Source organism: Pseudomonas sp. A-RE-19, assembly GCF_019956555.1.
Taxonomy (GTDB): domain Bacteria; phylum Pseudomonadota; class Gammaproteobacteria; order Pseudomonadales; family Pseudomonadaceae; genus Aquipseudomonas.
Window position 1 is genome coordinate 48,018 of the sequence record NZ_JAHBDQ010000026.1, and the last position, 17,548, is coordinate 65,565.

The following is a 17,548-nucleotide window of genomic DNA, read 5'->3' on the forward strand; positions in this document are numbered from 1 at the left end:
CTCAAGCGTCCTTCTGCTTGGTGCCGAAGATCTTGTCACCGGCATCGCCCAAGCCTGGGATGATGTAACCGTGTTCATTCAGTTTCTGGTCAATGGAAGCGGTGTAGATGGTCACGTCCGGGTGAGCCTTCTCCACAGCGGCGATGCCTTCGGGGGCGGCGACCAGGACCATCGCGCGGATGTCCTTGCAGCCGGCCTTTTTCAGCAGGTCGATGGTGGCGACCATCGAGCCGCCGGTGGCGAGCATCGGGTCGATGATCATCGCCAGGCGCTCGTCGATTTCCGGCACCAGTTTTTCCAGATAGGTGTGGGCTTCGAGGGTTTCCTCGTTACGGGCCACGCCCACGGCGCTGACCTTGGCGCCGGGGATCAGGCTCAGCACGCCTTCGAGCATGCCGATACCGGCACGCAGGATCGGCACTACGGTAATCTTCTTGCCGGCGATTTTTTCGACCGACACCGTGCCGCACCAGCCTTCGATGTCGTAGCTTTCCAGTGGCAGGTCTTTGGTGGCTTCATAGGTCAGCAGGGCGCCGACTTCCTGAGCGAGCTCACGGAAATTCTTGGTGCTAATGTCGGCGCGGCGCATAAGGCCAAGTTTATGACGGATCAGCGGATGGCGGATCTCGAGGATGGGCATGGGAAAGGCTCCGGCGGCGGGCAAAAAAACCGGCCTAGGTTAATCTATCCGAGGGTGTTGTCCTATAGACATACAGTACGTTAGTCCACAAACGCTTGATCTGGCCTCGCTTGATGCGTACCTTTGCCCGCTTTTCCGAATCCGTCCCTCCCCCTCAAACCCCCTGGAGAGCGCCATGTCTGCTGATCTCGAGCATATCCGTCAAATCATGCGAGAGGCTGACTGCCTGTACACCGAAGCTGAAGTCGAGGCGGCCATCGCCCGCGTCGGTGCACAAATCAACGACCAGCTGGCTGAGAGCAATCCGGTAGTGTTCTGCGTGATGAATGGCGGGCTGATTTTCTCCGGCAAGCTGCTGACGCATCTGAACTTCCCGCTGGAAGCGTCCTACCTGCACGCCACCCGTTATCGCAACGAAACCAGCGGCGGCGACCTGTTCTGGAAAGCCAAACCGGAAGTCTCGTTCATCGATCGTGACGTGTTGATCATCGACGACATCCTCGATGAAGGTCACACCCTGGGCGCGATCATCGACTTCTGTAAACACGCCGGTGCCCGCGCCGTGCACACCGCCGTGCTGATCGACAAGGACCACGACCGCAAGGCTCGCCCGGACCTGAAAGCCGACTTCGTCGGCCTGCCGTGCATCGACCGTTACATCTTCGGTTACGGCATGGACTACAAAGGCTACTGGCGCAACGCCAACGGGATTTTTGCCGTTAAAGGCATGTAAGCAGGGTGACGGTCTGGGGGCGATTTGCCGCCAGGCACGTTGAAGCGTGAAGGCAAGGCCTCACATCGGGACGCGTGCGCAGTTTGTTTGAACTGCGCGCTCAGTCCAGCCCGGCGAGCCAGCGTTCGCTTTTGCGTCGAGCCTGTTCCAGGTTGTTCACGTAGGCCAACTGGCGCTGTTCCCGATGGATGCCCGCGCGCCTGAATTTCAGGCGTACCCGTGGAGCGGTTCCGACCAGAATCAGGCCGATGCCGTCGGTGCGGTAATCCCTGAGGATATTGTCGAAGGCCGCCAGCGCCGTCATGTCCAGCATGGGCACGGCACTCATCTCGACGATCACCACTTTGACCTCCGGGCTGAATTTGCGCAGCACGCCCAGGGCTTTTTCCGCCGCGCCGAAAAACAGCGGCCCGCGTATCGCATAGCAACGAACATGCTCCGGCATATCCTGTAAGGCTTGATGGAACTCGCGAGGCAGTTCGGCGGTGTCCGTGAGGTCGCTCATGCGTTTGATGAACAACCCGGCGGCCAGCAGCAGGCCGACGGCGACAGCCAGCACCATGTCGAACAGCACCGTCAGGCTCAGGCAGGTCAGCAAGACCAGCACATCGCTGCGCGGGGCGATGCGCAAGGTGTGCACGACGTGCCGGGCCTCGCTCATGTTCCACGCCACCATCACGAGCAACGCCGCCAGCGCGGCCATCGGCAAGTAGCTGAACAGTGGCGCGAGGACGAGTATCGCCAGCAGCACCACCGCACTGTGGATAATCGCCGCCAATGGCGAAAACGCCCCGCTGCGCACGTTGGTGGCGCTGCGGGCGATCGCCGCGGTGGCGGTAATGCCGCCGAACAGCGGTGCGACCAGGTTACCCAGACCTTGACCCAGGAGCTCGGCGTTGGGGTCGTGTTTGCTGCCCGTCATGCCATCGGCCACCACCGCGCACAACAGCGATTCGATGGCGCCGAGCATGGCGATGGCGAAGGCTGGCGCCATTAACTGGCGGATCAGGTCGTAAGACAGGTGCAGCGGCTGGCCGTAGGGCCCTGGCAGATTCCACGGCCAGTCGAAGCTCGGCAGAAACGGCGGAATGCCGGGGTGGCTGACGCCATCGACGATATAGCTGAAGCGCTCCCCCAGCGTCGCCACCGGTAACCCGCCGCTTTCCAGGGCCAGCCCCAGCACTGCGCCGATGGCCAGCGCCACCAGATGCCCCGGAATCCTCGGCACAAAGCGCGGCCAGACGATCAGAACCACCAGGCACATGACACCGACGATCCCGTCCCCCAGGCGAGCGCTGGGTAACGCCTGGAGCAACCCACCTAATTGCTCGATGTAATGTTCGGCATGCCCGGTGGTACTCAGGCCCAGCAAATCCTTTAATTGAAGGGTGGCGATGACAATGCCGATCCCGGCGGTAAAGCCCAGGGTCACTGGATAAGGGATGTACTGAATCAGCCGTCCGGCCCGAATCAGCCCCAAGGCAATCAGGATTGCCCCGGCAAGCATGGTGCACAGCAGCAGGCCACCCAGACCATATTGTTGGGTGATCGGCAGCAGTATCACCACGAATGCGGCTGTCGGCCCGCTGACATTGAAACGCGAGCCTCCCGTCAGGGCGATCAGCGGGGCGGCGATCAGCACCGTATACAGACCTTGCTGGGGCGCTACCCCCACCGCAATCGCCAGGGCCATGGCCAGAGGGATGGCGATAATCCCGACCGTCACCCCGGCACTGATATCGCCGCGCAAGCTTCTGAGGCTATAACCTGCGCGCCAGGTCTGACGCCAGGCGGCGAACAACGGAGGCATGGAGAATGACATGGGGACTCCACAATAGACGGTGCACTGTCGAAATAGGGCTGAAAGCTCTTTCAGTATGCCCAGCCTTGTCTTCCAGAGTATTGACCTGGATCGGTTATTCGCCCGGATGATCCTCATGCTAGAGTGCTCGGCCTCGCCCCTGGAGCCCGTCATGAGTCTTTTGATCCGCAGCTGCGCCGCCCTGTTGCTGACCCTCAGCCTGCCCCTGGCCGCCGCTCCGGCACCCATGCACGCGCAGTTTTTGCCCCCGGATGACTTGACTCTGCGTGACGTCGAACCCGAGCAACAACAACTGTTGCAGATCACCGATTATTCGGTGGTGATCGGCAGCCAGCGCCAGTCCAACCAACAGCCGATACCGGTCACGTCGCCCTTGTTGATCCGCCTCAAGGGCAAACCCTTGAACAAAGGCGCGACCATCAGCCAGGTGTTGGTCAACTTCGATGGCGAAAGCAAAAGCCTGAAAAAGCCGATCTACGATGAGAAAAGCAAGACCCTGACGCTCTACTACCCGCTGTCCCAATACCGGGTGGTGATCGACTTGCTGCGCAACGACACGGTGTATTGCCAGTTTCTGAGTTACGCCAACGGTCATATCTGGGCCGATCTGCACACAGGCAGCGTTCGTGCGCGTTGAGCCCTGTGCCCGCGCAGGGGTAAACTGCCCGCCCCGTGAAATGTCTGCGAGCTGGAGTCGGCAATGCGTAAAGATAAGAAGCAAGTGATTGGTGACGAGATCGGCGATGCGCAGATCAAACTGTTCCTCGATTTCGAGCCAGTCGACGCTACTTCACCCTCGCTGCACAAACTGATCAAGGCGTACCGCGGCCTGCGCATCGATGACTTCGAGCGTTTTCTGACGTTCTTTGCCGAAGCCGGCTACGATCTGAATGGCAAGGATGAGCACGGTAATGACTTTGTTGCCCTGATTCAGGATCAGCGCAACGCCGCCGAGTACATCGAGCTGATCAACAAGGCTCGCGGTTAACCCTTACCTGTAGGAGCCAGGCTTGCCGGCGAAGGCGTCCGTGAGATCGCTTTCGCCGGCAAGCCTGGCTCCTACAGAAGGCATAAAAAAACGCCCCGCCCTCAATGAGGACGGGGCGTTTTTTATGCCGCCGAATCAAGCGTAGCTTTCGGTCTCGTTACTGGCTTCAACCAGTTCCAGCGCAACGTTGTTGTGCGCATTGATCTTGCGATACAGCGCCGCGTCGGTTTCCAGAACCTTTTCCCGAGCCGGGAAGATTTCCGCCAGTTTGGCAGCCCACTCACCGGACGCTTTGTTCGGGAAGCATTTTTCGATCAGCTCAAGCATGATCGAAACCGTCACCGAAGCGCCTGGGGACGCGCCGAGCAGGGCAGCAAGGGAACCGTCCTTGGCCGCGACCAGTTCGGTACCGAACTGCAGAACGCCGCCTTTCTTCGGGTCTTTCTTGATGATCTGCACCCGTTGACCAGCCACTTCCAGGCGCCAGTCTTCGGCTTTCGCCTGTGGATAAAAGCGACGCAGGGATTCCAGGCGCTGCTCCATCGACTGCATCACTTCGCTGACCAGGTACTTGGTCAGGTCCATGTTGTTTTTCGCCACGGCCAGCATTGGGCCGATGTTGCCGGCGCGGACCGACATTGGCAGGTCCATGAACGAACCGTGCTTGAGGAACTTGGTGGTGAAGCCGGCGTAAGGCCCGAACAGCAGGGATTTCTTGCCATCGACCACGCGAGTGTCCAGGTGTGGCACCGACATCGGTGGCGAACCTACTGCAGCCTGGCTATAGACCTTGGCCTGGTGGTGCTTGACCACTTCCGGGTTGTCACAACGTAGCCATTGGCCGCTGATCGGGAAACCGCCGAAGCCTTTGCTTTCTTCGATGCCCGACGCTTGCAACAGTGGCAGTGCCGCACCGCCGGCGCCGAGGAACACGAATTTCGCATCGACGTCACGGGTATTGCCGCTGTTGACGTCCTTGATGCTGACAGTCCAGCCGCCGTTGTTACGCTTGAGGCCCGTCACACGCTTGCAGTACTTGACCTGGGCATCGGGTGCGCTGGTCAGGTGCTTGAGCAATTGGTTGGTCAGGGCGCCGAAGTTGACGTCGGTGCCGTTCATCACGCGGGTGGCGGCGATGACTTCGTCAGCCGGGCGACCCGGCATCATCAACGGCATCCACTCGGCCATGGTGGCCTTGTCTTCGGTGTATTCCATGTCCGAGAAGGCGTGGTGCTTGCTCAGCGTCTTGAAACGTTCCTTGAGGAAGGAGACGCCGTCTTCGCCCTGCACGAAGCTCAGGTGCGGCACCGGGCTGATGAACGATTTGCACGAGCCGAACGTGCCTTTCTTGGTCAGGTAGGACCAGAACTGCTTCGACACCTCGAACTGGGTGTTGATGTGCACGGCTTTCTTGATGTCGACGGTGCCGTCGGCGGCCTGTGGCGTGTAGTTCAGCTCACACAGCCCGGCGTGACCGGTACCGGCGTTGTTCCACGGATTGGAACTCTCCGCGGCACCGGAATCCATCAGCTCGACGACTTCCAGCTTGATCGCGGGGTCGAGCTCTTTGAGCAGTACAGCGAGGGTGGCACTCATGATGCCGGCCCCAACCAGTACTACGTCGACTGCTTCGTTATGCGCCATTTAACGCGTCTCCAAAATCTGCAGCACCAAATTGTCGGCATAGCTGCCAGGAGTGACGGGGCGTGTCAGTGATGCCCCAGGTACCCATGGCCAGGATCGCCATGTCCGAATCTTCGCAATTTTTCGCAACTTCGACGGATGCATGCGGCCTGGCTTCAAGAGTCACATGAACTCATTTCGGCGCGCGGCTGGCAATTCGACTTATGGTCGAGACATCCGTTTGTGCAACCAAATCCGTAGCGGACAGGCTTCAGGCTCCGGTGTTCGAGGAATACTCGGTCCTGTGTCGTTGGGCTGTTGTAGACGCTAATGGTGCATGTTCAGACGCAAAACTATTCATTTGCTCGCCACACTCTTGTGAAGTTGTGAAAACCCGTTTTTTTCACGCTCTTTTGAAGACGTGAACCTCAAAAAAGGGCTGTCCCAGCCTGGCACCGTGCCCGGATGGATTGCCGTCATGGGATACATGACAGGCAAAACGGGCAAACAGCTCAGTAACCGAGCGTAATGACAGCTCTGCAGATTCGCGAAAAGTGGTGATTTGCTTAAGAAACAGCAAGCGCGCCAGCTTCACTCGATCTGTGTGGGCGGCTCTCTGTGGGCGGTGCGGGGGTGTCAATACCGAGGCATTAACGGTGCTGCGAGGCCCGATCAGGAGACGTCCTTATAATCGGGGGGAGATTGTATCTAAGAAACGCAGGGAAATGGTCGTGTTTAATGACTTTTATTAGGCGTCCGGTCAGGTGGTCAACAGTTGCTGCGCACGCGCACGCGGCTGGTGCTGGCTGACACGGGCGCTGGCGGGCAGGGGATGGTGCAGCCAGTTGAGGCGGATTTCTTCGATTTCGACCCAGCCATCGCCCATGGGCTGCAGGCTGCACTGTTTGAATGCCTGGCAGTGGCCATCGCGGTCGAGCAGGGCAAAGCAGCGATGCAGTGGGCGTGGCGCGAACAGGGAGATGAGAAAACGCATGGCAACGTACCTTGTGGGTGACTGCCGTGAAGCTTGCCAGTGGGCGATGACGTGCCTGTGTCCGGGCGATGACAGATGTGTGACAGGAACCGCGCTCTGCCGGGTTTGTCAGAGATTTCAGTAATCGTTGTTCGAAGCTAGTTCGCCGCAGTGGCGCACCGCTATACTGCGGGCACTGTTAGTGCCTGATTCTGGAGAGAAGAGCATGTTGCAACGCCTGTTGTTCGGTTTGATCACTGTGACCAGTTTGACCCTCGTCGGCTGCGCCCACAGCCCGCAACAACTGAACCCGGAACCCAAGCTGACGGCTCAGCTGGCGCCGGTCGGTCATGGTCAGCCGGTGGTGGTGCGTGTGGTGGACGGTCGTCCGTCGCCAACCTTGGGAACCCGTGGTGGTCTGTATCCGGAGACCAGTGCGATCACCGTTCAGGGCGCGCAGATTCTGCCGAAATTGCAGGCTCAGGCTGAAGCGGCCGTGCGCTTGCTGGGCTTTACGCCGACGGCCAATGCGCTGAATGCGCCGCAATTGACGGTGACTCTGGCCGAGCTGAAGTATCAGTCGCCCAAAGAAGGCCTGTATGTGACTGAGGCAACCATTGGCGCGACGTTCCGTTCGGATGTGCAGAATGCCAACCGTCGTTACAGCGGTCGCTACGGTGCATCGCTGGATCAGCGTTTTGGCATGGCGCCGAATCAGGAAACCAATACCAAGCTGGTCAGTGATGTGTTGAGTGATGCGTTGACCCGCTTGTTCAAGGACCCGACGATTGGTCAGGTGCTTGCCGAGTAACGGTGCGGCTTGTTTAAAAAAACCGGTGTCAGTAATGGCACCGGTTTTTTTTATGCCCGCAGATTCATTGTAGGAGCGAGGCTTGCCCGCGAAGACGGCCTGACAGCCAACCAATCCCCCGCAGATGTACACGATTCAATTGTGGGAGCGAGCCTGCTCGCGATGGCGGTGTGTCAGGCGACATCCATGTTGAATGTGAGAAAGCATTCGCGGGCAAGCCTCGCTCCTACGACGCTCAAGCCGCCTGCGAATAAAAATCCAGAACACTCACCCCCGTCAGCAAATCCGTTTCCGGCAAGTCCGCATGTTGATGCCCGCCCAACGCGCAATACACCAGCCAATGCCGGTCCTGTACGTTGAAGGCGAGGCTGCCGACTAAGGTTTGTTGTTCGTCGCTTTGGGCAATGAGGTAGAGGCGATCCTGGTTTTCGGCGTGGAGCATGACGGAGTCCGTGTCGGTTTCGAGGGGCGACAGATTGGCGGATTCAGATGACGACGCCGTGACACAGGACAGCAATTGGCTAAATGGTTTCGTTATTTGTCGGAAAGCCGGGGCAGGTCGGGATGCTTTCGGTAGAATCCGCGCCGTGGTCGTCGGTCCGGCGTCTGCTACACCGGTTTGCCTGAGGTTTGTGATGTCGCTGCATTTGATTTCGCTCTTTACCGCTCATCCCGCCAAATTGATCAACCTGCTGGCCTTGCTGTTCGCCTTCCCGGGCGGCTGGTTGCTGCACGCCACCCGTCGTCGCGAACAGCGCGCCATGGCCAGTATCGAGGCGCAGCGCCAAAGTCGCCCCAATGAAGAGCCAACGCTGGATTGGGCGACCCTGCGCATGAACCGGTTTTTCTACCGCTTCGGTTTCGCCTGCCTGGGGTTGGCGTTGCTGGTGTCGTGGATCAGCACTCGCGTCTGAAAATCAAAAGATCGCAGCCTGCGGCAGCTCCTACGGGGGATTGCGCATACATGTGGGATATCGGGTGTACTCGGTCAATGTAGGAGCTGGCGAAGGCTGCGATCTTTTGATCTTGCATAAAGAAACGGCGCCCGAAGGCGCCGTTGTCGTATCCAGCCATTGCCTTACAGCGGCAACCCGGCCTTGACCCGATACTGATTGCGCACCGGTGTCGCGTATTGCAGCACCAGAAACGGACGGTGCTCTTCAGGGCAAGCATCCAGCCGACGCTGCCATTCTTCCTGGGCCTTGGCCAGTTCATCAGCCGCAAACACCTCGGCCGCTTTCGGCACCTGCAGTTGCGGATCGGCGTCTTTCCACTGCGCATACGCCAGGTAGTGCGCCGGGAACAACCGGTAACCGCTGAGGATCTGCTTGTCCATTTCGATCGCCAATTGCTTGGTGTCTTCGAACAGCTCGGTGATCGGCGCGGCGAAGTTCACGTGGACCCGGCCCTTGTAACCGGTGATGCCCTTGGCGATGCTTACGTCATCTTCGCCCGGTGCCTTGGTGTAGCTGCCGGTGGTGGCGCGGATGTACAGCTCGCGGGCCTTGGCCTGGTCGCACGGGTCGTATTCATAGCTGATCGACACCGGAGTGAGGTTCAGCGAGCGGATGACTTCGCCGAACGGCTCGTCCTTGCGGCTCATGTGGAACATCTTGAGGATCGCCGACTCGGTGCGGTCGTCGCCGTCCTTGGCCCGGCCTTCAGCCTGGGCGATCCAGATCGAGGCGCAATCGTTGCGGATCGAGTGGTTGATGTAAGCCGACAGCAGCTGATAAGCCGCCATTTTCTCACGGCGACCGGTGATCGAACGGTGCACGATGAAGCTCTTGTTCAGGCGCATCAGGTCGCTGACAAAAGGCTTTTGCAGCAGGTTGTCGCCGATGGCGATGCGCGGGGTCGGCAGGCCGGCGTGGTACACGGCATAGTTGACGAAGGCCGGGTCCATCACGATGTCGCGGTGGTTGGCGATGAACAGGTAGGCACTGCCGGACTTGAATTGCTCCACGCCGGTGTAGGTCACACCGTCCGTGGCGCGCTCGATGGTGTGGTCGACGTAAAACTCGACTTTGTCCTGCAAGGTGGCCACCGACGTGATGCCGGCAAACTCACGGCGCAGCCGATGCGCTATAAGAGGTTTGAGCATCCAGCCGAAGGCACCGGCATAGCGCGGGAAACGGAAGTGGATGAGGATATCTAGAAACGCCTTGTCGCCGAGCAGCCGGTTCAGCACTGCCGGGACTTCGCTGTCGTCGTAAGGTCGGATGGCATCGAATTCGCCCATCATGCTCTCTTGTTAGAAACGGCTAGGGTAAGTAAAGGTTTTGATCGAAAACCAACGGGGCACGGTCTGAAAGGTAGTCAGACGAAAATAGCCCTGCAAATAGACCGGCGATTATACGCACAAGTCACCTGGGAGACCGCGATGCTGGAAACCGAGCGCTATGAATGCCCGTATTGCGGTGAAGAGTGTGAGGCTGTTCTGGACTTGTCCGGCGGCGATCAGACCTATATTGAAGATTGTCCTGTGTGTTGCCGTCCTATTACTTTTGTCTTGCAGACTGACGGTCATGAATGGTTGCTCGAAGTTCACAGCGAAAACGAGTGAGGGTCTATGCAGCGCATCTACGAACCGGAAAACCTGATGGAAGGCGAGTTGCTGCAGGGCATGCTGGCCAGCGAGGGCATCGAGGCGCATCTGGTCGGGCGTGATTTGCTCGGTGGCAGCGGGGAACTGCCGATCTTCGGTCTGTTGGGGTTATCGGTCGAAAACGATCAGGCCGAATACGCCCGGGAGCTGATCACCGCGTACAATGCCGCGCTGCCGCTGCCTGGCGATGAACCGGAAAGCTTTCCCGGCACGCTGGTCTGTTAGGCTGACGTTCGTTTGATCAAGAGTCGTGTTGCCCCATGTGTGGACGTTATGCCCTGTTTCGCTGGAACCCCGCCTTCGCGGCCCTGCCCGGATTCCCCGCCGATCAGCAGGCCCAGTGGAATATTTCCCCCAACGATTCGGTGTTGATGCTGCGTGCCGGCGCAGACGGGCAACGTGAGTTGGCCCGCGCCCGCTGGGGCCTGACGCCGCCGTGGCTGACCGACCTGTCCCGCACCCCGGCCCATGCCCGCGCCGAAACCGTTGCCGAACAACCGATGTTTCGCGAAGCCTTGCGCCTGCGTCGTTGCCTGCTGCCAGCCAATGGTTTCTACGAATGGCGCGGCACCACGCGCAAGCGTCCGTACTGGCTGACCCCGGGGGAGGGCTCGGCGCTGTTCTTCGCGGCAATCTGGGAGGCGTATCCGGTGCAGGAGCAGGTGTGGCTGAGTACGGCGGTGATCACCCAGCCGGCTTCGAGTCAGCGTCGGCCATTGATTCTTGATGCGGCGGGGCAGGAAGCCTGGCTCAACCCCGAAACGCCGTTGCATGCCTTGCAGGCGCTGCTGGCCAGCGAACCCGCGGCATTGCGTGAGCGGGTGCTGGCGAACATGGTGAATGATCCGAAGCTTAATGGGCCGGAGTGTTTGACCCCCGGCTGAGTGATTTGGTGTCTGTGCTGACGCCTTCGCGAGCAGGCTCGCTCCCACATTTGATCTACGGTGTTCACAAATAATGTGTTCCCAAATATCACCTGTGGGAGCGAGCCTGCTCGCGATAAGGTCCACAGGACCTTCTCGCAATTGTTAAACCTTGAACTGATTGATCAACCGCCGCTGCTGTTCCGCCAACTTGGTCAAATCCGCACTGGCCGCGCTCGATTCATCCGCTCCGCCGGCCACTTCATTGGCCACTTGCCCGATGTTGATCACGTTACGGTTGATGTCGTCGGCCACCGCGCTCTGTTCCTCGGCGGCGCTGGCGATCTGGGTGTTCATGTCGTTGATCACCGACACCGCTTGCGTAATGGTTTCCAGCGCCTCGGCCGCTTTCGCCGCGTGCTGTACGCTTTCGTCGGTGCGGTTCTGGCTGTCTTCCATGACCCGCACCACATCGCGGGTGCCTTGTTGCAGTTGCTGGATCATGGTCTGGATTTCTTCAGTGGCCTTCTGGGTTTTCTGCGCCAGGTTGCGCACTTCATCGGCCACCACCGCAAAACCCCGGCCCTGTTCACCGGCCCGCGCCGCTTCGATGGCCGCGTTCAAGGCCAGCAGGTTGGTCTGCTCGGCAATGCCGCGAATGGCCGTCAGAATCGCATTGATGTTTTCGCTGTCCTTGGCCAGGGTCTGCACCACGCCGACGGCTTTGCCGATTTCGATGGCTAAAACGCCAATCGAATTCGACGTGTCCCGCACGATTTGCATGCCTTGCGCCGCTGCCTGATCCGCATGACTGGCGGCTTGCGCGGCCTGGGTGGCGTTGCGCGCCACGTCCTGGGCGGTGGCGGTCATTTCATGCACGGCGGTCGCGACCTGATCAATCTCGGCCATTTGTTTGTGCACGCCAATGTTGGTGCGAATGGCGATGTCGGCGGTGTGTTCCGAGGAGTCGCTGACGCTCTGCACCGACGTCACCACTTGAGTGATCATCGCCTGCAACTTGGCGAGGAAGGTGTTGAAACCTTTGGCGATCGATCCCAATTCGTCGGCGCGGTCGCTGGTCAGGCGGCGGGTCAGGTCGCCTTCGCCCTGAGCAATGTCGTCGAGCATCGCGACCATTTGCTTGAGTGGCCGGGCAATGCCGTGGCCTACCAGCCAGATCACCAGCAAACCGATACCAGCAATCAGCAGACCAACCATGGCCATGGCAACGGTGTCGGACTTGCGCTGTGCGTTCAGATCACCCTGAAGTTTTTGCAGATCGGCCATCACCGCGTTCAGCGGCAATTGCAGCATCAAGGTCCAGCGGGCGTCGGTCTGGCCAATGCCGAAGGGTAGGTACAACTCGATTCGGCCCTGGGCCTTGTCGACGGTGTAGGTCACTTCGCCGCGCTTGAGATTGGCCATGTTGGCAATCTGCTTGCTGTCGAGGATGTCGCTGACCTTTTCGCCAAATTTGCTCGGGTCTTTGGTGTAGGCGACGATCCGGCCGTTACCGCCGATCAAGGCCATTTCCCCGGCGCCGCTGTACAGTTTCTGATTCGCCCCCAGGAGCATTTCCTGGATGAAGTTCACCGACAGGTCGGCGCCGACAATGCCCTGGAACGCGCCGTTGAGCATGATCGGTTCAATGAAGGAGGCGAGCATGACGATCTTGTCGCCGACTTTGTAGGGCGCCGGATCGATCACGCAGGATTTTTTGGTTTCCTTGGAGCACAGGTAGTACTCGCTGGCGCGCACGCCAGTGGACAGGGTTTTCTGGTCGTCGACGTCTACCAGTTTGTCCAGGCCCAGGCTGCCATCTTCGTTGCGGAACCACCACGGCAAGAAACGCCCGTTGCTGGCGTCGATGCCGACCACCGGAGTGCCGACGTAGGCCGCATCATTGTGGTCGAGTGCGTTTTTTTCCCAGCCGATGTAGGTGCCGAGAATTTTCGGGTTCCGGGCGACGTTTTCCTTGATCAGGCTGATCAGTTGCTCACGGCTCAGGCTCAGTTGCGGCTGGCCATCGGTGCCCGGGGTGCCGATCAGCGCGTTGACCCGCACCAGGCCGCCGGCAATCAGCAGCGGGGCTTCGAGCTCGCGCTGGATCTGGCTGACCTGGGTTTGTGCCAGTGAGGTCAGGCGCTGCTCGATGACTTGCTCGAACTGCGCCTGGGTCCGTTCCTGAACCATGTCTTGGGTGCGGGCGCCGGAAAACAGCGCGTACAGCACCAGGGCTGCGACGACACTGAGAACGATGGCGCCGGCCAGGGCGGCAACGGAAAACTGGATCGACTTGAATTTCATGGGTGCTCCGCACGCAAGAGAACGTCTACGGAGCTGTATCGGCAGGGAAGCGAAGGGTCATGAGCGAAGTGCCACGCATTGGCTGTTTTGGAGTGTTGGAGGTCGCATCTGAATCATTGCTGGCTGTGGTGGGCGGTGGCGGGTGCCGTGGTGTGAATTTTTTCCTACAGAGATAAGGGCTTTATCTGAAATGTGCGTGCTACACGTCCGTTGTATCTGGCGCCGATACAAATCCCCCCCTAGGATACGCGGCATGTTTCCAGGGAGCTTCTTGATGAATAAGACATTGGTATTGTGTGCACTGAGCGCAAGTCTGCTGCTCGCCGGTTGTCAGTCGGTCAACACCACCAACGGTGGCGCTGTGGGTGTTGAACGCACGCAATACATGTTCAGCATGTTGTCGACCTCCGAGGTCAACCAGATGTACGCCCAGTCTTATCAAAAGACTGTCGGGGAGGCGAGCGGTAAAGGCGTGCTGGACAAAACCAGTAACGATGCGAAGCGCGTGCAGGCAATCTCCAGGCGGCTGATTGCCCAGGCGCCGGTGTTCCGTCCGGATTCGGCCCAGTGGCAATGGGAAGTGAACCTGATCAAGAGCGACGAGCTGAATGCCTCCTGCGGGCCTGGCGGCAAGATCATTTTCTACACCGGGCTGATCGACACCCTGCAACTCTCCGACGACGAAATCGCCGCTATCATCGGCCATGAAATCGCTCACGCTTTGCGTGAGCACGGTCGCGAAGCGATGTCCAAGGCCTACGGTCTTGAAATGGCCAAGCAGGGCGTCGGCGCGCTGCTCGGCCTGGGTGAGGACAGCCTGGCTCTGGCGGACACCGTGGCGAAATACGGCATGACATTGCCCAACAGTCGCGAGAATGAAAACGAGGCGGACTTGATCGGCCTCGAATTGGCCGCCCGCGCCGGGTACAACCCGAACGCGGCGATCACGCTGTGGAACAAAATGAGCAAAGCCTCGGAAGGCGCGCCACCAGAGTTCTTGAGCACTCACCCGGCGTCGGCCAGTCGGATTGCTTCGTTGAAGGCGGCGATTCCGAAAGTGATGCCGTTGTACGAGAAAGCACCGAAATCCTGAGCCATGTATTTAGGCTGCTGACGCCATCGCGAGCAGGCTCGCTCCCACATTGAAATGCGATCAACTGTGGGAGCGAGCCTGCTCGCGATGAACGATGACGCGGTCTACCGACCTACCGCGTCAAACCCACCCACTGCTCTGCATCGCCTTGTACACCGCGACAATGGCCAGGATAAAGAATGCCGACGCCGCCAGGCGACGGATCAGGGTCAAGGGCAGTTTGTCCGCCGCAAAGTTACCCGCCAGTACCACCGGCACGTTGGCAATCAACATCCCGGCGGTGGTGCCGATGATCACCAGCCATAGATCGGGGTATTGCGCAGCGAGCATCACGGTAGCGACTTGGGTCTTGTCACCCATCTCCGCAAGGAAGAAGGCAATCAGCGTGGTCAGGAACGGCCCGAACTTGCGGGCGGTGCTGGCTTCGTCTTCGTCCATCTTGTCCGGCACCAGCGTCCACAGCGCGGTGGCGGTGAAGCTTGCGGCGAGGATCCAGTGCAACGTCGCATTCGAGAAGAAACTGCCGAACCAGGCGCCTACCGCACCGGCTGCCGCGTGGTTGGCCAGGGTCGCGGCGACGATGCCGGCGATGATCGGCCAGGGTTTGCGAAAGCGGGCAGCGAGAATGAGCGCGAGCAGTTGCGTCTTGTCGCCGATTTCGGCCAAGGCAACGATTGCGGTGGGAACGAGTAAAGAGTCCAGCATCATCGGGGTTTTCCTAAGGGGCGGGTCGACACGGCTATGACACGTACAGCCTTCCCGCCCCGGGTAAGGTGTTCGTGTCATAGGTCTTGTCAAACCCTGCGATCCGTCTGGTGCGGACGCTTGGGTCGCATACGCCATGGTCTGAGGACCAAGTATGTTGACGTATGCCGGACGAGCATGGCGCTCGTGGGAGACTACTCCCCTAGGACGGAGCGGATTCTGCCTAGGCAAATCCGATTGGGCAAGCCCCAATGGCGCTTTTCGTAGGAGCCAGGCTTGCCGGCGAAGGCTCTCTTGAGGGCGCCTTCGCCGGCAAGCCTGGCTCCTACATGTCCGATTTGCGCTTGGAGCAAGCCCTGTTTTGCAAAATGGTTTTCAGCCGCGCTTGGCCCGGTAGATTCGGAAACCCTGCCCTTCAGCCTTGATCGCACACACGCCCAGGTGCTCTTCGATCAGCGGCTGATATTTCAGGAAGCTGTTCGCTACCAGTCGAAGTTCGCCGCCGTTTTTCAGATGTTTGGCCGCTTTTCGCAGCAAGTTCTCGGTGGCGAAGTAATCGGTGTGTACGCCGACATGGAACGGTGGGTTGCTCAGAATCGCGCTCAAACCCATGGGCGCGGCATCGATGCCGTCACCGGTCATCACCTCCGCTTCCAGGCCGTTGGCGGCCAGGGTCAGGCGACTGCTGGCCGCGGCAAACGCGTCCACATCGAGCAGGGTGACCTGGTTGTGCGGATAACGCCGCTTGACCGCCGCCCCCAACACGCCCGCGCCGCAACCGAAGTCCAGCAAGTGGCCGCTGGGCAGTTTGTCCAGATGTTCCAGCAGCAGGGCGCTGCCGCGATCCAGTCGACCATGGCTGAACACGCCTGGCAGGCTGATGACTTTCAACGGACCTTCGGCCAACGGCAGTTCATAGGTCTGGGCCAGGCTTTCCAGTGATTTGGCTTCTGGTGCATTGGCCACGGTGACCTGCCAGAGCTGGCAATGCCGTGCGCTGTCGAGCTTGCGGGGTTTGCCGAAGGGATTGAGCTGTTTGGCCGCGCCTTCGATGCCGCTGCGTTTTTCGCCCACCAGGTACAACTCACGACCGGCCAAACGAGAGGCGAGGGCGTTGAGGATGTAATCGGTCAGGTCCTTGGACTTGGGCAGAAATACCACGGCGCTGTCGAACTCGCGCTGCGGCGCATTCACGCCGAAATGGCTGCGCTCGGCGAAACGGGCGTCCAGCGCCGCCTGATCACCGGCATGCCAGCACCAGCCGTGGGCATTGGGCAAGCGGCCCAGCAAATCATCGGCGGGCAAACCGGCCAGCAGCACCGAACCCTGGAATAACTCGGCCTGACGAAGCAGTACTTCACTGCGCGGATCCATACTCTGCTCCTTGAAAAAAAGTGCCGCAGTTTATCAACTGACGACCCGCAGCGCTTTACCGCTGAAGTAGCCTTGGGCGTTTTCGGTCAACTGGCCAACGATTCTTTGCCGCGCCTCGCGACTGCCCCAGGCGTTGTGGGGGGTGACGATCAACCGTGGGATATCGTGGGCCAATAGCGGATTACCCGCGGTGGGTGGTTCGACGCTCAACACGTCGGTGGCCGCACCACCCAGATGACCGTTGCGCAGGGCATCGGCCAATGCCTGCTCGTCAATCAAACCACCGCGCGCGGTGTTGACCACGAAGGCACCGGGTTTCATCGAGGCCAGTTCACGGGCACCGATGAAGTTTCGGGTGTGTTCGTTGAGCGGGCAGTGCAGGGTCAGCGCGTCGATTTGCGGCAGCAGTTCATTCAGCGGCAAGCGATCCGGCCGGGCAGGGCGCCCTGGAATCTGCCCCAGCAATACGCGCATGCCGAACGCCTCGGCCAACCGCGCCACGGCACTGCCCAGTTCACCATGGCCAAGCAGGCCGAGGGTTTTGCCTTGCAGTTCGACAATCGGGTAATCCAGCAGGCAGAACTGTTTCGCCTGTTGCCAGCGACCTTCGGCGACAGCTTTCTGATAATCGGCCAGGCGCGTCGCCAAATTCAGTAACAACATGATCGTGTGCTGAGCCACCGACGGCGTGCCGTAACCCTGGCAGTTGCAAACGGTAATCCCGCGAGCGCGAGCGGCGGCGAGGTCGACGTTGTTGGTGCCGGTAGCGGTGATCAGGATCAGCTTCAACTCGGGGCTGGCCGCCATGGCCGCCGCATCGATCAGGATTTTGTTGCTGATGGCGACGGTGGCGCCCTTGAGGCGTTCGATCACCTGTTCTGGCGTGGTTTGTGCGAACAGCTGCAAGTCGCTGAAGCACTCACGTAGCGGGCTGAGATCGAGATCGCCGAGGTCCAGGGATGGATGGTCAAGGAAAACGGCGCGGCGAGGGTTCGTCATCAACTGTAC

At 59.9% G+C, this 17,548-nt stretch carries 19 protein-coding genes, 1 pseudogene and 1 riboswitch; of the genes and pseudogenes, 9 read left to right on the forward strand and 11 right to left on the reverse strand.

From position 1 onward, the window contains the following. Nucleotide 1: 1 nt before the first annotated feature. Nucleotides 2-640, reverse strand: a complete 639-nt coding sequence (gene upp, locus KGB14_RS17820) for a uracil phosphoribosyltransferase (RefSeq protein ID WP_223488058.1) — start codon at nucleotides 638-640, stop codon at nucleotides 2-4. A 175-nt stretch (nucleotides 641-815) separates the two neighbouring features. Here upp and KGB14_RS17825 point away from each other — a divergent pair, with 175 nt between their 5' ends. Continuing rightward, on the forward strand, nucleotides 816-1,373 hold the full coding sequence (locus tag KGB14_RS17825; RefSeq protein WP_223488059.1) for a hypoxanthine-guanine phosphoribosyltransferase: 558 nt from the start codon (nucleotides 816-818) through the stop codon (nucleotides 1,371-1,373). Between the two features lie 100 nt (nucleotides 1,374-1,473). Here the strand turns inward: KGB14_RS17825 and dauA are convergent, their stop codons facing one another. Then, entirely contained in the window at nucleotides 1,474-3,195 is a 1,722-nt protein-coding gene (gene dauA, locus KGB14_RS17830) for a C4-dicarboxylic acid transporter DauA (RefSeq protein ID WP_223488060.1), read from the reverse strand. A gap of 151 nt (nucleotides 3,196-3,346) precedes the next feature. Here dauA and KGB14_RS17835 point away from each other — a divergent pair, with 151 nt between their 5' ends. Beyond that, nucleotides 3,347-3,832 carry a leukocidin/hemolysin toxin family protein gene (locus KGB14_RS17835; RefSeq protein WP_223488061.1) on the forward strand — a complete coding sequence of 162 codons (486 nt, stop codon included), beginning with the start codon at nucleotides 3,347-3,349 and terminating at the stop codon, nucleotides 3,830-3,832. Between the two features lie 63 nt (nucleotides 3,833-3,895). Further along, nucleotides 3,896-4,183, forward strand: coding sequence for a PA4642 family protein (locus KGB14_RS17840; protein ID WP_223488062.1), 288 nt, complete (start codon nucleotides 3,896-3,898; stop codon nucleotides 4,181-4,183). Between the two features lie 135 nt (nucleotides 4,184-4,318). Here KGB14_RS17840 and mqo read toward each other — a convergent pair whose 3' ends face one another. Beyond that, nucleotides 4,319-5,827, reverse strand: a complete 1,509-nt coding sequence (gene mqo / locus KGB14_RS17845) for a malate dehydrogenase (quinone) (RefSeq protein ID WP_223488063.1) — start codon at nucleotides 5,825-5,827, stop codon at nucleotides 4,319-4,321. A 739-nt stretch (nucleotides 5,828-6,566) separates the two neighbouring features. Beyond that, nucleotides 6,567-6,800, reverse strand: a complete 234-nt coding sequence (locus KGB14_RS17850; protein WP_223488064.1) for a hypothetical protein — start codon at nucleotides 6,798-6,800, stop codon at nucleotides 6,567-6,569. A gap of 205 nt (nucleotides 6,801-7,005) precedes the next feature. Here KGB14_RS17850 and KGB14_RS17855 point away from each other — a divergent pair, with 205 nt between their 5' ends. Then, nucleotides 7,006-7,590, forward strand: a complete 585-nt coding sequence (locus tag KGB14_RS17855; protein ID WP_105347963.1) for a YajG family lipoprotein — start codon at nucleotides 7,006-7,008, stop codon at nucleotides 7,588-7,590. A 235-nt stretch (nucleotides 7,591-7,825) separates the two neighbouring features. On the opposite strand, the gene KGB14_RS17860 is transcribed toward KGB14_RS17855, so the two are convergent. Further along, on the reverse strand, nucleotides 7,826-8,032 hold the full coding sequence (locus KGB14_RS17860; RefSeq protein ID WP_018929592.1) for a hypothetical protein: 207 nt from the start codon (nucleotides 8,030-8,032) through the stop codon (nucleotides 7,826-7,828). A gap of 193 nt (nucleotides 8,033-8,225) precedes the next feature. Between KGB14_RS17860 and KGB14_RS17865 the strand changes: the two genes are divergently transcribed. Continuing rightward, entirely contained in the window at nucleotides 8,226-8,504 is a 279-nt protein-coding gene (locus KGB14_RS17865; protein ID WP_223488065.1) for a hypothetical protein, read from the forward strand. Between the two features lie 164 nt (nucleotides 8,505-8,668). On the opposite strand, the gene KGB14_RS17870 is transcribed toward KGB14_RS17865, so the two are convergent. Then, complete coding sequence (locus KGB14_RS17870; protein WP_185047153.1) at nucleotides 8,669-9,832, reverse strand: 1-acyl-sn-glycerol-3-phosphate acyltransferase; 1,164 nt, start codon at nucleotides 9,830-9,832, stop codon at nucleotides 8,669-8,671. 141 nt (nucleotides 9,833-9,973) lie between these two features. On the opposite strand from KGB14_RS17870, the gene KGB14_RS17875 reads away from it, so the two are divergent. The 3 genes from KGB14_RS17875 to KGB14_RS17885 are packed head-to-tail and all read left to right on the forward strand — an operon-like array spanning nucleotide 9,974 to nucleotide 11,082. Further along, nucleotides 9,974-10,156 carry a CPXCG motif-containing cysteine-rich protein gene (locus tag KGB14_RS17875; RefSeq protein WP_123359205.1) on the forward strand — a complete coding sequence of 61 codons (183 nt, stop codon included), beginning with the start codon at nucleotides 9,974-9,976 and terminating at the stop codon, nucleotides 10,154-10,156. A 6-nt stretch (nucleotides 10,157-10,162) separates the two neighbouring features. Further along, entirely contained in the window at nucleotides 10,163-10,423 is a 261-nt protein-coding gene (locus KGB14_RS17880) for a putative signal transducing protein (RefSeq protein ID WP_223488066.1), read from the forward strand. Nucleotides 10,424-10,458: 35 nt separating this feature from the next. Beyond that, nucleotides 10,459-11,082, forward strand: a complete 624-nt coding sequence (locus KGB14_RS17885) for an SOS response-associated peptidase (protein WP_223488067.1) — start codon at nucleotides 10,459-10,461, stop codon at nucleotides 11,080-11,082. A 144-nt stretch (nucleotides 11,083-11,226) separates the two neighbouring features. Here KGB14_RS17885 and KGB14_RS28690 read toward each other — a convergent pair whose 3' ends face one another. Beyond that, nucleotides 11,227-12,069, reverse strand: a complete 843-nt coding sequence (locus KGB14_RS28690) for a methyl-accepting chemotaxis protein (protein ID WP_370695251.1) — start codon at nucleotides 12,067-12,069, stop codon at nucleotides 11,227-11,229. Between the two features lie 12 nt (nucleotides 12,070-12,081). Continuing rightward, nucleotides 12,082-13,368 (reverse strand): annotated as a pseudogene (locus KGB14_RS28695) (HAMP domain-containing protein); the annotation flags it as partial. A 274-nt stretch (nucleotides 13,369-13,642) separates the two neighbouring features. On the opposite strand from KGB14_RS28695, the gene KGB14_RS17895 reads away from it, so the two are divergent. Next, nucleotides 13,643-14,461 carry a M48 family metallopeptidase gene (locus KGB14_RS17895; RefSeq protein ID WP_223488069.1) on the forward strand — a complete coding sequence of 273 codons (819 nt, stop codon included), beginning with the start codon at nucleotides 13,643-13,645 and terminating at the stop codon, nucleotides 14,459-14,461. A gap of 120 nt (nucleotides 14,462-14,581) precedes the next feature. On the opposite strand, the gene KGB14_RS17900 is transcribed toward KGB14_RS17895, so the two are convergent. The 3 genes from KGB14_RS17900 to KGB14_RS17910 all read right to left on the reverse strand — a co-directional run bounded on the left by KGB14_RS17900 (nucleotide 14,582) and on the right by KGB14_RS17910 (nucleotide 17,539). Then, nucleotides 14,582-15,166: a TMEM165/GDT1 family protein gene (locus tag KGB14_RS17900; protein WP_223488083.1), complete on the reverse strand. Its 585-nt coding sequence runs from the start codon at nucleotides 15,164-15,166 to the stop codon at nucleotides 14,582-14,584. 92 nt (nucleotides 15,167-15,258) lie between these two features. Next, nucleotides 15,259-15,381: riboswitch (yybP-ykoY riboswitch) on the reverse strand. A gap of 160 nt (nucleotides 15,382-15,541) precedes the next feature. Next, nucleotides 15,542-16,540, reverse strand: a complete 999-nt coding sequence (locus KGB14_RS17905; RefSeq protein WP_223488070.1) for a class I SAM-dependent methyltransferase — start codon at nucleotides 16,538-16,540, stop codon at nucleotides 15,542-15,544. A 33-nt stretch (nucleotides 16,541-16,573) separates the two neighbouring features. Then, the gene (locus KGB14_RS17910) at nucleotides 16,574-17,539 is read right to left on the reverse strand and encodes a 2-hydroxyacid dehydrogenase (protein WP_223488071.1); all 966 of its coding nucleotides are present in this window, start codon (nucleotides 17,537-17,539) and stop codon (nucleotides 16,574-16,576) included. Nucleotides 17,540-17,548: the final 9 nt, after the last annotated feature.

Excerpts from the sequence above, each read along its gene's own strand:
- upp (WP_223488058.1), bottom strand. The coding sequence starts at position 640 with ATGCCCATCCTCGAGATCCGCCATCCGCTGATCCGTCATAAACTTGGC.
- KGB14_RS17825 (WP_223488059.1), top strand. The coding sequence starts at position 816 with ATGTCTGCTGATCTCGAGCATATCCGTCAAATCATGCGAGAGGCTGAC.
- dauA (WP_223488060.1), bottom strand. The coding sequence starts at position 3,195 with ATGTCATTCTCCATGCCTCCGTTGTTCGCCGCCTGGCGTCAGACCTGG.
- KGB14_RS17835 (WP_223488061.1), top strand. The coding sequence starts at position 3,347 with ATGAGTCTTTTGATCCGCAGCTGCGCCGCCCTGTTGCTGACCCTCAGC.
- KGB14_RS17840 (WP_223488062.1), top strand. The coding sequence starts at position 3,896 with ATGCGTAAAGATAAGAAGCAAGTGATTGGTGACGAGATCGGCGATGCG.
- mqo (WP_223488063.1), bottom strand. The coding sequence starts at position 5,827 with ATGGCGCATAACGAAGCAGTCGACGTAGTACTGGTTGGGGCCGGCATC.
- KGB14_RS17850 (WP_223488064.1), bottom strand. The coding sequence starts at position 6,800 with ATGCGTTTTCTCATCTCCCTGTTCGCGCCACGCCCACTGCATCGCTGC.
- KGB14_RS17855 (WP_105347963.1), top strand. The coding sequence starts at position 7,006 with ATGTTGCAACGCCTGTTGTTCGGTTTGATCACTGTGACCAGTTTGACC.
- KGB14_RS17860 (WP_018929592.1), bottom strand. The coding sequence starts at position 8,032 with ATGCTCCACGCCGAAAACCAGGATCGCCTCTACCTCATTGCCCAAAGC.
- KGB14_RS17865 (WP_223488065.1), top strand. The coding sequence starts at position 8,226 with ATGTCGCTGCATTTGATTTCGCTCTTTACCGCTCATCCCGCCAAATTG.
- KGB14_RS17870 (WP_185047153.1), bottom strand. The coding sequence starts at position 9,832 with ATGGGCGAATTCGATGCCATCCGACCTTACGACGACAGCGAAGTCCCG.
- KGB14_RS17875 (WP_123359205.1), top strand. The coding sequence starts at position 9,974 with ATGCTGGAAACCGAGCGCTATGAATGCCCGTATTGCGGTGAAGAGTGT.
- KGB14_RS17880 (WP_223488066.1), top strand. The coding sequence starts at position 10,163 with ATGCAGCGCATCTACGAACCGGAAAACCTGATGGAAGGCGAGTTGCTG.
- KGB14_RS17885 (WP_223488067.1), top strand. The coding sequence starts at position 10,459 with ATGTGTGGACGTTATGCCCTGTTTCGCTGGAACCCCGCCTTCGCGGCC.
- KGB14_RS28690 (WP_370695251.1), bottom strand. The coding sequence starts at position 12,069 with ATGATCACTCAAGTGGTGACGTCGGTGCAGAGCGTCAGCGACTCCTCG.
- KGB14_RS17895 (WP_223488069.1), top strand. The coding sequence starts at position 13,643 with ATGAATAAGACATTGGTATTGTGTGCACTGAGCGCAAGTCTGCTGCTC.
- KGB14_RS17900 (WP_223488083.1), bottom strand. The coding sequence starts at position 15,166 with ATGCTGGACTCTTTACTCGTTCCCACCGCAATCGTTGCCTTGGCCGAA.
- KGB14_RS17905 (WP_223488070.1), bottom strand. The coding sequence starts at position 16,540 with ATGGATCCGCGCAGTGAAGTACTGCTTCGTCAGGCCGAGTTATTCCAG.
- KGB14_RS17910 (WP_223488071.1), bottom strand. The coding sequence starts at position 17,539 with ATGACGAACCCTCGCCGCGCCGTTTTCCTTGACCATCCATCCCTGGAC.